Source organism: Thalassospira sp. (assembly GCF_002709775.1).
In the GTDB taxonomy this organism is placed as follows: domain Bacteria; phylum Pseudomonadota; class Alphaproteobacteria; order Rhodospirillales; family Thalassospiraceae; genus Thalassospira.
The window spans coordinates 1-14,260 of sequence record NZ_PAQR01000067.1 but is presented as its reverse complement, the minus strand read 5'-3'; the positions used below and the strand labels follow the sequence as shown (position 1 = coordinate 14,260).

At 55.5% G+C, this 14,260-nt stretch carries 12 protein-coding genes and 1 tRNA gene; 3 read left to right on the top strand and 10 right to left on the bottom strand.

What is annotated here, in order from left to right:
• Nucleotides 1-155: 155 nt before the first annotated feature.
• Complete coding sequence (parE, locus tag CMO10_RS19680; RefSeq protein ID WP_044828658.1) at nt 156-2,138, bottom strand: DNA topoisomerase IV subunit B; 1,983 nt, start codon at nt 2,136-2,138, stop codon at nt 156-158.
• Between the two features lie 295 nt (nt 2,139-2,433).
• Here parE and CMO10_RS19675 point away from each other — a divergent pair, with 295 nt between their 5' ends.
• Both CMO10_RS19675 and CMO10_RS19670 read left to right on the top strand, forming a co-directional pair.
• Nucleotides 2,434-2,859 carry an acyl-CoA thioesterase gene (locus CMO10_RS19675; protein ID WP_044828659.1) on the top strand — a complete coding sequence of 142 codons (426 nt, stop codon included), beginning with the start codon at nt 2,434-2,436 and terminating at the stop codon, nt 2,857-2,859.
• Between the two features lie 31 nt (nt 2,860-2,890).
• Nucleotides 2,891-3,310, top strand: coding sequence for a hypothetical protein (locus tag CMO10_RS19670; protein ID WP_297025154.1), 420 nt, complete (start codon nt 2,891-2,893; stop codon nt 3,308-3,310).
• Here the strand turns inward: CMO10_RS19670 and CMO10_RS19665 are convergent.
• Complete coding sequence (locus CMO10_RS19665; protein ID WP_297025152.1) at nt 3,307-4,083, bottom strand: sulfite exporter TauE/SafE family protein; 777 nt, start codon at nt 4,081-4,083, stop codon at nt 3,307-3,309. The genes CMO10_RS19670 and CMO10_RS19665 overlap by 4 nt on opposite strands.
• 29 nt (nt 4,084-4,112) lie before the next feature.
• Entirely contained in the window at nt 4,113-6,041 is a 1,929-nt protein-coding gene (locus tag CMO10_RS19660) for a primary-amine oxidase (RefSeq protein ID WP_297025150.1), read from the bottom strand.
• 369 nt (nt 6,042-6,410) lie between these two features.
• Here CMO10_RS19660 and qhpR point away from each other — a divergent pair, with 369 nt between their 5' ends.
• Nucleotides 6,411-7,445 (top strand): AraC-like transcriptional regulator QhpR, encoded by a 1,035-nt coding sequence (qhpR, locus tag CMO10_RS19655; RefSeq protein ID WP_297025148.1) that lies wholly within the window; start codon nt 6,411-6,413, stop codon nt 7,443-7,445.
• Between the two features lie 11 nt (nt 7,446-7,456).
• Here the strand turns inward: qhpR and CMO10_RS19650 are convergent, their stop codons facing one another.
• The 7 genes from CMO10_RS19650 to CMO10_RS19620 all read right to left on the bottom strand — a co-directional run bounded on the left by CMO10_RS19650 (nt 7,457) and on the right by CMO10_RS19620 (nt 14,254).
• Nucleotides 7,457-8,509, bottom strand: a complete 1,053-nt coding sequence (locus tag CMO10_RS19650; RefSeq protein WP_297025146.1) for a dipeptidase — start codon at nt 8,507-8,509, stop codon at nt 7,457-7,459.
• A gap of 11 nt (nt 8,510-8,520) precedes the next feature.
• Nucleotides 8,521-9,285, bottom strand: coding sequence for an ABC transporter ATP-binding protein (locus CMO10_RS19645; RefSeq protein ID WP_297025144.1), 765 nt, complete (start codon nt 9,283-9,285; stop codon nt 8,521-8,523).
• 11 nt (nt 9,286-9,296) lie between these two features.
• Complete coding sequence (locus CMO10_RS19640) at nt 9,297-10,139, bottom strand: ABC transporter ATP-binding protein (RefSeq protein WP_297025142.1); 843 nt, start codon at nt 10,137-10,139, stop codon at nt 9,297-9,299.
• 2 nt (nt 10,140-10,141) lie between these two features.
• On the bottom strand, nt 10,142-11,065 hold the full coding sequence (nikC, locus tag CMO10_RS19635) for a nickel transporter permease (protein WP_297025140.1): 924 nt from the start codon (nt 11,063-11,065) through the stop codon (nt 10,142-10,144).
• A 2-nt stretch (nt 11,066-11,067) separates the two neighbouring features.
• Nucleotides 11,068-12,135, bottom strand: coding sequence for an ABC transporter permease (locus CMO10_RS19630; RefSeq protein ID WP_297025138.1), 1,068 nt, complete (start codon nt 12,133-12,135; stop codon nt 11,068-11,070).
• Nucleotides 12,136-12,161: 26 nt separating this feature from the next.
• Nucleotides 12,162-13,751 carry an ABC transporter substrate-binding protein gene (locus tag CMO10_RS19625; RefSeq protein WP_297025136.1) on the bottom strand — a complete coding sequence of 530 codons (1,590 nt, stop codon included), beginning with the start codon at nt 13,749-13,751 and terminating at the stop codon, nt 12,162-12,164.
• Nucleotides 13,752-14,177: 426 nt separating this feature from the next.
• Nucleotides 14,178-14,254 (bottom strand) — tRNA-Asp (locus CMO10_RS19620).
• Nucleotides 14,255-14,260: the final 6 nt, after the last annotated feature.

Sequence of the window (14,260 nt, the reverse complement as noted above, 5' to 3'; positions counted from 1 at the left end):
TTCGGTGCTTTGGTCTAATGCCCTAGATATTGTCTGAAAATTGTCGAAGTCACGCGATTGGGCGGATTTTTTCGGATTGGTGTCGTTTTGTCATTGAACGGCAAACACAAAACCCGGCGCAAAGGCCGGGTTTTGTCGATGGTTTCGTGTGCCGATCAGACGTCGATATCTTCGACGAAGCGGGCGTGTTCCTGAATGAACTGGAAGCGTAGCTCCGGCTTTTTACCCATCAGGCGGGTGACCAGATCCTTTGTCTGACCACGGGCATCGGGTTCGGCCGCATCGGGCAGGGTCACACGCAGAAGGGTGCGTTTCTTGTGCGCCATGGTGGTTTCACGCAGCTGGGCTGGGGGCATTTCACCCAGACCCTTAAATCGGGAAATCTCGACCTTGTTCGGGTTCTTGAACTCGGTTTCGAGGATGGTTTCCTTCTCGGCGTCATCCATGGCGTAGATCGATTTGCCACCCTGTGTCAGGCGATAGAGCGGCGGCATGGCAAGGTAGAGATGGCCGCTTTCGATCAGACCCGGCATTTCCTGATAGAAGAAGGTCATCAGAAGGGATGCGATATGCGCGCCGTCAACGTCAGCATCGGTCATGATGATGATGCGTTCATAACGCAGATCATTGAGACGGAAATCGGACCCTGAACCGCAGCCAAAGGCTTCGATCATGTCCTTGATTTCCTGGTTGGCCATCATCTTTTCGCGGGTGGCAGAGGCCACGTTCAGGATCTTACCACGCAGCGGCAGGACAGCCTGGGTTTCGCGGTCACGGGCCTGCTTGGCAGAACCACCTGCAGAATCACCCTCCACCAGGAAGATTTCAGTGCCGGCCGCGATCGAACGCGAACAGTCGGCAAGTTTACCCGGCAGACGCAGACGACGGGTGGCCGACTGACGCTTGGTTTCCTTTTTCTCCTTGCGGCGCTGACGTTCCTCGGCGCGCAGGATAATGCGTTCCAGCAGACGCTTTGCGTTTTCGGTGTCGCCTGTCAGCCAGTGGTCAAAGTGGTCACGGACAGCGGTTTCAACCAGTTTGGTTGCACCCGGCGTGCCCAGCTTTTCCTTGGTCTGACCCTGGAACTGCGGATCGGGAATAAACACCGACAGCATGATGCAGCCGCCGCCAAAGACGTCTTCTGCGGTGATGGCTGCGGCCTTTTTCTGGCCCAGCATATCGCCATAGGCCTTGATCGCCTTGGTCAGCGCATAGCGGAAACCGGCTTCGTGCGTGCCGCCAAGCGGGGTCGGGACGGTGTTACAGTAGGAATGGAAATAGCCTTCACCGCTTTCCGGCCAGCCGATTGCCCATTCGACGCGACCGGCACTGTCGGAAAACTTGGCTTCGCCCGCGAACGGACGGTCGGTGACCAGTTCGCGGCCCTCAAGGGTCATCTCGAGGTAATCGAGAATACCATTAGGGAATTTCAGGACTTCCTGCTGCGGGGTCGGGTCGTCACTGGTCAGAAGCGACGGGTCGACCGACCAGCGGATTTCAACACCCTTGTAGAGATAGGCCTTGGAACGCGCCATGCGGAAGATGGTCGCTGCCTTGAGCTTGGCGCGTGCGCCGAAAATCTCGGGATCGGGTTTGAAGATAACGGTGGTCCCGCGGCGATTGTTGATCGCGCCGCCATCCTGCAGCGGACCGAGCGGCGTGCCCCTGGAATATTCCTGAAACACCATTTTTCGGTCACGACAGACTTCAACGCGGAATTTCTCTGTCAGCGCGTTCACCACCGACATACCGACACCGTGCAAACCGCCCGAGGTCTCATAGGCCTTGCCCGAGAACTTACCACCGGAGTGGAGCGTGGTCAGGATCACCTCAAGGGCGGATTTGTCGGGAAATTTCGGATGCGGGTCGGTCGGAATGCCACGCCCGTTGTCGCGCACCAGCACGGTATTATCCGGCTGCAATTCCAGTTCGATCCAATCGGCGTGGCCTGCGACCGCTTCGTCCATCGAGTTATCGAGAATTTCCGCGACCAGGTGATGCAAGGCAGCATCATCGGTGCCGCCGATATACATACCGGGGCGTCGACGGACGGGCTCAAGGCCCTCGAGAACTTCAATATCCTTGGCGGAATAGGCTTTGTCGGTGGACTGGTTTGAATCTTCAAAAAGGTCGGTCATGCCCCGGAACGCAACTTCTTTTATTGTGTTAAAACAAGGCCCAATACCGTATATCTGTTCTTCGATATTCTGGGCTTGGAAGCCTCGGCGCTAAACGAGTACCATATCTTTATCGGTTCGTACCAGATGATCGGTGCGCACCGACCATAAAAATGTGTTTTTGAATCCAATGCAAGTGGTGGTCGCCAAATCCGACCATATTTTAGCAAAGACCGGATGCAGAAAACCGCGACCGGGAGGTCCAATAAAAAAATGACATGTCGAAACAGACGTGTCGCAAACAGGAGTGAGCCTGATGGCGACAGATAAAGAGCAAGCCCTTTTCGCGGAAAGTACGATGCCGCGCGGTGATCTGTGTACCCGCACCCTTGCCATGCCCGCCGATACCAACCCGAGTGGGGATATTTTCGGTGGTTGGCTTATGTCGCAGATGGATATTGCCGGTGGCGTGCTGGCCAGCCAGATTGCCGAAGGCCGTGTTGCGACCATCGCGGTTGATGGCATGACATTCCATCGCCCGGTTTATGTCGGTGATACGGTTTGCGTCTATGGCGATATCGAGAAGATCGGTAACACATCCATGGTGCTGCATCTTGAAAGCTGGGTGCTGCGCAAGAACCAGCCACCACGCATCAAGGTGACCGAAGCGACCTTTACCTTTGTCGCGATTGATGCCGAAGGCCGCCCGCGTCCGGTCCGCAAGGACGAGGCGGACGTCTAAGCGACCCCAAAACAGTTTCAGGAGCCCCGCCATGCAGAACCGACCCGTGTCCACAATGTTGACCCGTCTGGTTCTTGTTGGCGGGGCTTTATTATTTCCCATGCTTGCCGAGGCCGGAGAGGCCGATGTGGTAGCCGCAAAGGCGACCAAGACCGGCAGCGATACCTATCGGTTTGATGTCACGGTCGCCCATGAGGATACCGGTTGGGATCATTATGCCAATGTCTGGCAGGTGATTGGGCCGGATGGTGCTGTGTTGGGCGAGCGGGTTCTTGCCCATCCCCATGTCAATGAGCAGCCCTTTACCCGATCATTGTCCGGTGTTTCGATCCCGGCCGATATTACCGGCGTTACCTTGCGGGCTGGCGATCTGGTGCATGAATTTGGTGGTACGGAACTGTTTCTTGAATTGCCACAGCAAGCTGGACAGTCGGTGAGCGTTTCAAACTAAGTCGGCAGGCAGAACGCAATCAGGCCCATTGCCGGTTCAGCCAATGTAAACACCCCAACCAAAATCAGGGCGACGCCAATCGTTCTGCGCGCAAGGCGACCAAGGTGATCGCGGTTGGCCGATCTTTGCAGGAAACTGATGCCAAGGGCAGCAACGATCACGGCGGGCAGGGCCGCGATGGTAAAGCACGCCATAAACAATCCGGCCTTGGCAACCGTGCCACTCATCATCGCGGTCAGAAGCGCGTTATAGACCATCGCGCAGGGCGTTAGGCCAAGGGCGGCACCGAGTGAGAATTTGCCAAGTGCAGCACGGAGGGCAAAGGGCGCGGTATTGGGCGTTTGCGTGGTGTGTTGGCGGTGTTCGCTGGTTGGAACGCCCGCAAGCGCGGGACTCAACGCTGTTTGAAGCAGGAATTTCGGCACAAGCCGATCAAGGCGATGAAATGCCGGGGCAATACCGATAACTGCCATACCGGAATAGATCACGACCATCCCGGCAATGACGCGCAGGACCGGTTGCCAGCCAGCTGTGACCAGAAGGGCATCAAATGCGCCGCCAATCCCGCCAACCAGAAGGCCTGCAAGGATATAGGTTGTGCTGCGCCCGGCCTGCATCAGTACAAGGGCACTGAATTGCCGGTTGGCAGGACCTTTGTGCAGGCCGCCTGCGGCAAGGATGTTCGAGGCAATCGCCCCGCACATCCCTGCGCAATGCAGGCTGCTGGCAAGCCCCAGCAAAAGGCCGCTGATGATCACATAATGGATCGACATGATGTCATGTCCTGATTGCCAAAATCAGATCAGCATTTTGCCGGGCAACTGGCATCGTTCTTTTCCGGTGGCAGGTTGATGCCCGGATTGCCATCAAAGAAGCCCATCGGCATCAGCTTGAAGCCGGTGGTGACACAGGGCTGCACCGGGAAATCTTCCATGCGGACCTGATGGTGCAGGCCAAAGACATGCCACATGACAAGGTCGGTGTTCTGAAGCGCACGGTCCTTTTTGATGAAATCGCTTAGTCCGCCACGACCATCTGAATGGTTCATGAAATCACCGGCCGGAAAACGTTCCTCGGGATCATAAGCCGTAAACCAGACATGGTTTTCAATGAAGCTTGCGCGTTTGCCCGATGGGTATTCCGGATTGATGAACGGCGTTACGCAATTGGTGGCATCAAGCTTGTAGCCGACCGGACGCCCGGTTTTGCCAAGCTTGTTGGGATTAACGACCTTCCAGTAGCGCTGAGAGGCCGGATTGGTCTTGCGGGCGGCGGCCAGTTCGGATTCGAGAACCGTTTCCTTTTCAAAGAACGCGTTGCCATACGGGTTTTCCGGACCGGGTTCCTCGGCAAAGGTGTTGCATTCAACCGGACTGTTGCCATAGCCATCAATCGCCATATCGAGCCGCGCACACAGGATGTGCTGATGGATTTGACCGGCAACGCCGGGGGAGACTTCAACGGCATATTTGCCGGGCTGGCCGGGCAGGCAGGCGGCGGTATTGATGATGCCGGTGGCCTTGACTTCAAATTCGATCATGCCGTCCAGGAACAGATACCAATAAAGCGCATATTCATAGTTGCCGACTGTGCAGATGGTTGAAATTACCAGCTTGGCGTTGCGGCGGCTTTCGGTACGTTCGGTGCGGAAATCCATGTGCTTCCAAAGCAACCCAGCGTCTTCTTCGTGGATGCAGATGGCATTTTCGATCGTCCAGGGTTCGCCATTCATGGTGTTGAGCGTGACATCAAGATATTTGATCACGCCAAGGCAATCGCAGCCCAGTGTCAGGGAATTGGCCAGCTTGCCGATGCCATATTCGCCGATATCAAAGACGTTTTTGCGATAATGGCCGTTATCGGGGCTGCCATAGGGCACGGTCATTTCAACAATGGAGGCGCGATGGACAATCGGGCGGCCATTGAATTTTATGTCATGCAGGGTGAGCGACTCACGGGCATTGAAGCCGATGACGAGTTCCCAGTTGCGCCAGGTGATCTTGTTGCCTTCCATCTTGAAGTTCACGCCTTCGGGCTGAACGACATTGATCGGTTTGGCCTTGGGCTGGAATTCATCTTCTTCGAAGAAGTTGGCCTCGTAATTGACTTCCGCCTCGGGGATCGGCGCGCCTCCGTAATCATCAACCCGGATGACTTCCTTTGACAGCAGGTCGACGACCGCGTTCAGACCTTCGATCGGATTGGCATAGAAGTTGGAATTTTCGCGTTTGCGCAGCCAGCAAAAGATATGGGCCAGATGGCGGCCTTCTTCGCCCGGTTTGCCGAAATTGCCCGCCGACCATGGATCAACACAAACCATCGACATATCGGTAATGCCGCGCTTTTTACAGGCCGCGATAAAGGTCGGGTCGGAGCAGACGATTTCCTCGATCTCGACAAACTGTTCAAGCTGGATCATCGGGCGCTTGCCCGGCATTTCCTTGGCTGAGCTGATTTTTTCAGCGTCCAGATCAAGCACAAGCTTGGTGACACTGACCTTGGTGGCATCAAACACATTGACGCGTGCCTTGCGGGCAATCGCATCGCCGGGTTTGAAGTCGGCCAGCTCGTCCTTTTCGGGCTCCATCAGTTCGATGGTTTCAAACAGGGTGTTCTCGCCGTAAGGCGGATCGGCGCGCACGATTTCGGCGACCTTGATGATTTCCTCAGCCGTGAGGGGCTGAAGCGGGTGGGTGATTTCGACCTTTTCACTGCTGCAACATTTATCCATTCTTTTTCTCCCTGATGAAGGTGTCTGATCGTGGGCCGGGTCAACCCGGCCGGGCACAGGCAAGAGCAACCGCGTTGGTGGCGCGGAGGGGCTTTGAATGGACGTTGTTCCCTGGACTTAGGTCTTTGACCCTTAGGCAGATGCCGAAAAACGCGTTTGACCATCGGGGGATGTCGAATGAGCGCGATTTCCCTGATCGGCGATTTTGTATTTTTCTATTTCTAAAACGCTAGCCAAAGCGCGTCGGTCTGTATTTGACATTTGGTGCCAAAATGATCGCTGCGGCTGGCGTCAGGCGGGCAGGTGTCGTTCAATTGGCACATCAATTGAATGCGTTGAATTCGTAACTGCCCATGGAATGGATAACCCATGAAACGTGTTTCGGGTGCCATTGACCGTTCGGTTCTAAACAGCGTGATGGGAATGCTTGGTGAGTCCGGCATTGATCATGTCGGGCTTTCTGCGCGTGCAGGGCTTGCCGGGGCGGGGCTTTTCATGTCGCCGCAATCAACGCCGTTGATGATTTTTACCACCATGCTGGAGCTGGCCTCAGACGCGACGAATAATCCGGCTTTGGGATTATTCCTTGGAGATACATGGGGTTATCGCGGTCTGGGTAAACATGCCGAGATGGTTTTAAGCGCGCCGACACTGGGGCACGGGCTTGAAAAATTCGCACGTTTTTTCCCGACGCTTCAGGGCAGCACGTCGTTCTCACTGTCAGTCGAGGATGGTCAGGCAAAGCTTTCATATCGCATTGCCGAGCATGCCGTGCGTACCCGAACGCAGGATGCAATTTTCAGCGAAGCGTCATTTCATTCGTTGTTATCGGCAGCCCTTGGCGAGGATTGGCAGCCAAACTGCATTGATTTTGAACACCGAAATGACCGTGGATTAGGCATTTTTCAGAATCATTTCAAATGTCCGGTGCGTTTGGGGCAGCGTGAAAATGCGCTTTTACTGCCAGCAACCCTTTTAAACAAGCCGATGAAAAACGCCGATCCGGAAAGGCATTGGCAACTGGTCAATGAATTCCAGACCAGGGCCGAACGCCTGAAACAGAATGTCGATCTGCCAACCGCGACCAAGGCCTGGATCGTTGCAACCCTGTGCCGCCACCGTCAGATCGATGTTCATGATGCAGCCGATGAATTTTCCATGAGCCTGCGCAGCTTCCAGCGCGAGCTTGATCAGGAAGGCACAAGCTTTCGCAAAATCCGCGAAGAGGTACGCGGTGGCATCGCCAGTGACATGCTGCGCCTGACCGACCTTCCGATCCCTGATATCGCCGAACATCTTGGATATAGCGAGCTGTCAGCGTTCAGTCGCAGCTTCAAGGCGATGACTGGCATATCGCCGGGACAATTCAGACGTGAACTGTCCCGGACCAGTGCTGGCTTATAGTGCTGGCTGGCTTAAGACCAGCTGGCCTTGGCAATGCGAAGGAAGTTTTGGCCCATGATTTTATCGACGTCATCGGGTGAATAATCGATCGAGATCAGGGCATCGGCAAGGGCCGGGAGTTTGCGCGGGTCAAACACCGCGGCCCCACCGGCTGCCGGGCCATAACCACTGCTTGCTGGCCAGTAGTAATCCTTGTCCACACCATCGGGGAAGTCGTTGGTGCCAGCAACAGATGGCATGGTGTCGAGCCCGATGCCGACATGATCAATCCCGACCAGATCAACCGCATATTTGATGTGACGGATCATCTCGGGGACTTCCGGCGCGTTTTTGGATTTGATGAAACGCTGGAAACCGCAAATGCCGATCACGCCCCCGGTATCTGCACAGGCCTTGATCTGTTCATCATCAACGCAGCGTTCATGACCACCCAATGCCTTGGGATTGGCGTGGCTGAAGACGACCGGTTTGGATGAAACCCGCATGATATCAAGCGAGCTTTGCCGCCCGGTGTGGGAGCAATCCATGATCATGCCGCTATTGTTCACGGCCTTCACCATTTCAACGCCAAGATCGGTCAGCGGGATATTAACATCATGACAGCCACCGGCGACCGAGTTGTTGCGGTTATAGGCAAAGTGGATCTGCTTCACGCCCAGCTTGGCAAAGACCGGTACCATTTCGGGCATGTCTTGCAACATGACCGAGCCTTCCAGATCAAACCCGACGCCGAGCAGCCCCTTGGATTTGGCGATTGCCAGATCATCGAAACTCTCGATCTGCATGTATTTGTCGGGGTGGGCGGCGATCTTGGCGCGGAAGGCAGCGATCACGCGCAGGATATGGGCAATACTGTTCATGTCCATGCCGACATTCACGCAGACATAATCGACATGGCCCGCGACATAGGTATCAAGCAGGTCTGCCGGTGTTTTTTCATCAAGCGGCAGGCAGGCATGGGCATCCCAGGTGAAGGCCGGGATATGCTTGCGCTGATAGTTGGTCAATTTACTGTCAGCCGGTGCGAAGGGCGTTGCGAAGCTAAGCGTGGTGGCGGAAGTCATGGTTTCTCCGGTCAGTCCCAGTCGACAAAGCTGTCAATAACGGCGCGGTCATAGCCGCCAGCAGCCTTGTAAAGCTGTTGCGAGTAGGGATGTTCAAGCGTGCCCTCTGCCAGCTGGGTGGCGCTGGCGCGTTCGACAATGCGGCCATGGTTCATGATGGCAATATCATCGCACATATGCGCCACCACGGCGAGGTCGTGACTGACCATAATGTAGGTCAGGCCAAGCTCCCGGCGCAAGCGACTGAGGAGATTAAGCACTTCGGCCTGAATAGAGACATCAAGGGCCGAGGTCGGTTCATCAAGCAACAGGATCTTAGGTTCAAGGATCAGGGCGCGGGCAATGGCGACACGCTGACGCTGCCCACCGGAAAGCTGGTGGGGATAGCGGAAGCGGAACGAGTTATCGAGCCCGACCTGCTCAAGCGCCTGCACGACACGGGCATCTGAATCGCCAAGCCCGTGGATATTGACCGGCTCTGTCAGGATGCGGTCAATCGTGTGACGCGGGTGTAGCGATCCGAACGGATCCTGAAACACCATTTGCACAAGGCGATAGAAAGTCTTGTCGCGTTTGGGGCCAAGTTCCTTGTTATTTACAAGAATTTCGCCTTCCCAGTCATCGACCAGACCGGTGATGGTGCGAAGCACCGTTGATTTGCCCGAGCCCGATTCACCGACAAGGCCGAAGGAGCCGTTTTTCGGCACCTTGATATCGACATCCTTGAGAACGTGGTTGTCATCAAACCAGGCATTGAGTTTGTTGATTTCAATCATCTGATTTCCCCTTACCCTTCGGCCCAGCTTGCTTCGCGTTCAAGGATCGGAAGATCGGTATGATCGCCATCCATTTTAGGCAAGCAATTCAAGAGCCCCTTGGTGTAGGGGTGTTTGGCTTCGTGCAGGGCAGAGGCCTTGATTTCTTCGACGACAAGGCCCTGATACATCACCAGCACCCGGTCGCAGAAGCTTGAAACCAGCTGCAGGTCATGGCTGATGAAAATCAGCGCCATGCCGCGATCACGCACAAGGTCATCAAGGATGGCCATGACCTGAAGCTGAACAGTGACATCAAGGGCCGAGGTCGGTTCATCGGCAATTATCAGTTCGGGATCTGGGATCAGCATCATGGCGATCATGACGCGCTGTCCCATCCCGCCGGAGACTTCATGCGGGTAGGAGTTAAACACGCGCTCGGGATCGCGGATTTTAACCGCATCGAGCATGTCTATCGCGCGGTGGCGGGCTTCCTTGGCGTTCACCTTATGGTGTTCGCGGTAGGCCTCGATGATCTGATCGCCAATGGTCATGACAGGATTCAGCGAATATTTCGGGTCCTGCATGATCATGGAAATGCGCGCACCACGCACCTTGCGCCATTGTTTCGGCGTCAGGTTTGCCAGATCGACATCATGGAATTTCAGTTGGTCGGCGGTGATTTTTCCGTTGGCGGCTGTCAGGCCCAGAATGGCGCGCCCGGTCTGGGATTTGCCGGAGCCTGATTCGCCCACAATGCCAAGACGTTCACGGCCAAGGTCGAACGACACACCGCGTACGGCATGGACATCGCCCTTGGGCGTGTTGAACATGACTTCGAGGTTTTTGACCGACAGAAGGGTTTCATTGGGCATGATCAATCGCCTCCACGCGGGTCAAGAACATCACGCAGGCCATCACCAAGAAGGTTGAAGCCCAGGCTGACAATCAGGATGGCAATCCCCGGAACCGTGGCAACCCACCATTGTTCAAGCAGGAACTGACGGCCATCGGAAACCATGGCACCCCATTCGGGCATCGGCGGCTGTGCACCAAGGCCAAGGAAGCCAAGACCGGCCGCAATCAGGATCATGCCGGCCATATCAAGGGTGACACGTACGACAAGCGAGCTTATGCACATCGGCATGATATGGCCCGTGATCAGGCCCATATTTGAGGTGCCCTGCAGACGGGCGGCTTCGATGAAGTCGGACTTGCGTACCGTAATGGTTTCGGCACGTGCGATGCGGGCATAAGGAGGCCAAGCAGTAATCGCAATCGCCAGAATGGCGTTTTCAATTCCCGGTCCAAGTGCCGAGACAAAGGCCAGTGCCAGGATTAGTTTCGGGAAGGCGAGGAAGATATCGGTGATGCGCATCAGTGTCGCATCAACCCAGCCGCCGAAATAGCCCGCAGCCGTACCAACCAGAAGCCCGACCGGGGCGGCGGTAATGGCGACGAGGCCGACAATCAGAAGCGTGTATTGTGCGCCATAGATCAGACGCGACAAGATATCGCGGCCCAACTGGTCCGTGCCAAACCAGTGTTCTGCACCGGGCGGCTGAATACGGTTGGCAAGATCGGCGGCCAAGGGATCATAGGGGGCCAGAAGCGGGGCAAAGATCGTTACCAGAATAAGGCCGATGACAATCGATAGCCCAATCATGGCCAGTTTGTTTTCAGTAAACTTCAGCCAAGCAAGCCATGCTCGGCCGCATTTGGCCTGCCAGCGCGATTGCGGTGCGTCTGAGGTGAGCCACTGTTTCAGGCCGGTTTGTGAAGTATTTGTCTGTGTTGTCATGATTATCTCCGCGCTCTGGGGTCGAGCAGGCGGTAGAGCACGTCAGAAAGCATGTTCACGCCGATAAAGACCGCACCCACCACGATCGTGCCGCCGAGAACCGCGTTCATATCGGCGTTGAGCAACGAGTTGGTGATGTAAAGGCCAAGTCCCGGCCATGCGAAGATGATTTCGGTCAGAACCGATCCTTCGAGCAGGTTGGCATAGGAAAGCGCAATCACGGTAACCAGTGGCACCATGACGTTGCCAAGGGCATGACGCCAGATGATGCGATGTTCGGAAATGCCTTTGACCCGTGCGGTCAGGATGTATTCCTGGCTCAGTTGTTCGAGCATGAAGGAACGGGTCATGCGTGCGATATAGGCCAGCGAAAAATAAGCAAGGATCGATGCCGGCAGAACAATGTGCGAGACAGCGTTCCAGAACAGATCCATGTCGCCTTCGATCAGGGTGTCGATCAGCATCAGACCGGTGGTTGGTTCGATGAAATCGACATAGAACGAATCAAGGCGTCCGGGACCCGCGACCCAATCGAGCTTCATATAAAATACCAGAAGCCCCATCAGGCCCAGCCAGAAGATCGGGATCGAGTGACCGGCCAGACCAATCACGCGCACCACGTGATCCGGCCATTTTCCCTTGTTGATCGCGGCAAAAACGCCAGCGGGAATGCCAAGGGATACACCGATGATGGTTGCAAGGGTTGCCAGTTCAAGGGTTGCTGGGAAGACACGTTTGATGTCGTCCAATACCGGATTGGATGTCAGCACCGACTGGCCAAAATTGCCCTGCAGGACATTGGAAATATAGATAAAGAATTGCTGCCAAAGGGGCAGGTTGAGACCCATTTCCTCGCGCACGCGGTCATAGACGGCTTGCGGGGCACGGTCACCAACCGCTGCCAGAACCGGATCAATCGGCAAAACACGACCGATCAGGAAGGTGACAAGCAGCAGGCCAAAGAATGTAATGGCAAGTGAAAAGACCAGCCGCAGGACAGTTGCCGTGGGGCCGGAAGCGAAACGGGCGCGGTTGCGCCCGTCCCGTTTATTGCGTTTAACAGCGGACATTACGACCGTTGTCTCCTTCGTCGAGATTAGTCTTTGGTGACGTAACGATAATAGTTGTTATCGAATGACGGACCGAGGACGAAGTTGTTCACGTTACCGCGCATGGATGCGATTTCGGTTTCCTGGAACATGATCACGAACGGACCATTTTCAAGAACGTCTTTCTGAAGATCGACATACATGGCTGCACGTTTTGCGTCGTCGCGCTCAAGGGTCGCTGCATCGGTTTTCGCAGTCAGATCACCGGCATCCCAGGAGTTACGCCATGCGAGCGGCTTGGCAGCAGCATCGTCGGAGTTGTCCGGGTTCCACGCGAAGGTGGATGCGTTGGTGTGCGGATCCTGATAGTCCGGGCCCCAGCGACCGATATAGATATCGTGCTGACGCGCGCGGTATTTGGTCAGGGTCTGTTTGCCATCGCCCGGAATGATTTCCAGATTGATGCCGACCTGTGCCCAGGTTGCCTGGATCGACTGTGCCATCGCCATGATCGAGGTGGTGTTACGCGTATCCATGGTTACGCTGAAACCATCCGGATAACCGGCCTCGGCCAGAAGGGATTTGGCTTTTTCGATATCAAGCGAGTAGGGGTTTTCGTTGTACGCACCAAGGAAGCCTTCCGGCAGGAAGGCCTGATGGATCTGCGAACGACCAGCCAGGATGGTTTCGGAAATACCTTTGTAATCGACCAGATATTTCAGAGCTTCGCGGACTTTCGGGTTCGACAGATATTCGTTTTTCTGCGACAGGCCCAGATACCAGAGAGCACCTTTACCCTTGGACAGCAGCTTGATGTCGTCATTGCCGGAGATCGAGGCCAGCTGATCGGCTTCGAGGTTACGGGCAATATCGATATCGCCTTTTTCCAGCAGAAGCTGCTGAGCTGCTGCTTCCTTGACGCTCTGAATGATCACGCGCTTCATTGCCGGCGCGCCATCCCAGTAATCTTCGTTGGCGGTCAGGCTAAGGCTTTCACCCGCGGTCCATTTGTTCAGCTTGAACGGGCCGGAACCGGCATAGTTGGTTTTAAGCCACTCGTGGCCAAGGTCGCCATCGACTTCGTGGGCAAGGACTTCTTCTTTGTCGACAACGGCACCAACGCCTGCGGTCAGGCAGTAGAGCACGAAGCTCGGTGCGTAAGGCTGGTCGACTTCCATGACGAGGGTGGAATCGTCCGTGGCGTAGATCTTTTCCTTGACGTTGTCGGCGGTGAAACCGAACTGGCCGAGGATAAAGGCCGGCGACTGATCAAGCAGGATAACGCGCTGCAGCGAGAAGGCAGCGTCTTCGGCGGTCAGGTCGTTGCCCGACGCGAATTCGATGCCGTCACGGATTTTGAAGGTGAAGGTCTTGCCGTCTTCGGAGACATCCCAGCTTTCGGCAATCACACCATAGATTTTCGAGACATCGTCATTATCGAAGCCGATAAGACGGTCATAGGTGTTACCGGCGTATTCAGCGCCGGAGAATTCGAAAATCTGTGCCGGATCAAGCGTGATGATGTCATCGATGGCAAAAGCCATGACGAGGGCATTTTTAGGCGTTTCAGCCTGTGCCATCAAAGGTGCGGTAGCGAGCGCGGTCCCCATGACCAGCCCTGCGATAAATTTGCGCATGATGCGCCTCCCGTTTTGTTGTTGTGGGACTGCAGGCCAAGGCGCGGACTGATAGGCAATCGAGTGGATGGGCCAAAACGAGCCAGGCTCAGCTTCGGGTCATCCGGGGTTCAATCGACGCCCTTCAGGCCCGAATATCAGTGGGGCGGCCTGCAGGTGTTCGCTTAGTGCCCATGAAGCTGAGCATAATTTATACGATTAATCAATGACCAGTCGGTCAGGATTGCTGTCTAAATCACCAAATGAAAGATTTTCTGCCCCGACTGCTGCTTTGCAGTTGTGAGACGCGTTTGGCGCTTCGCCCAAAGGGATATGAGAAGGATATGAGAAGGATGTGATGGGATCAAACCGGGCTAAAAAAACAAAAAAGCGCCAGCGAATGATCGCGGCGCTTATTTTGTACGTCATTCCCAATCAGGGAGGGAATGGCGCGAGTGACGAGACTTGAACTCGCGGCCTCCGGCGTGACAGGCCGGCGCTCTAACCAACTGAGCTACACCCGCATGGTG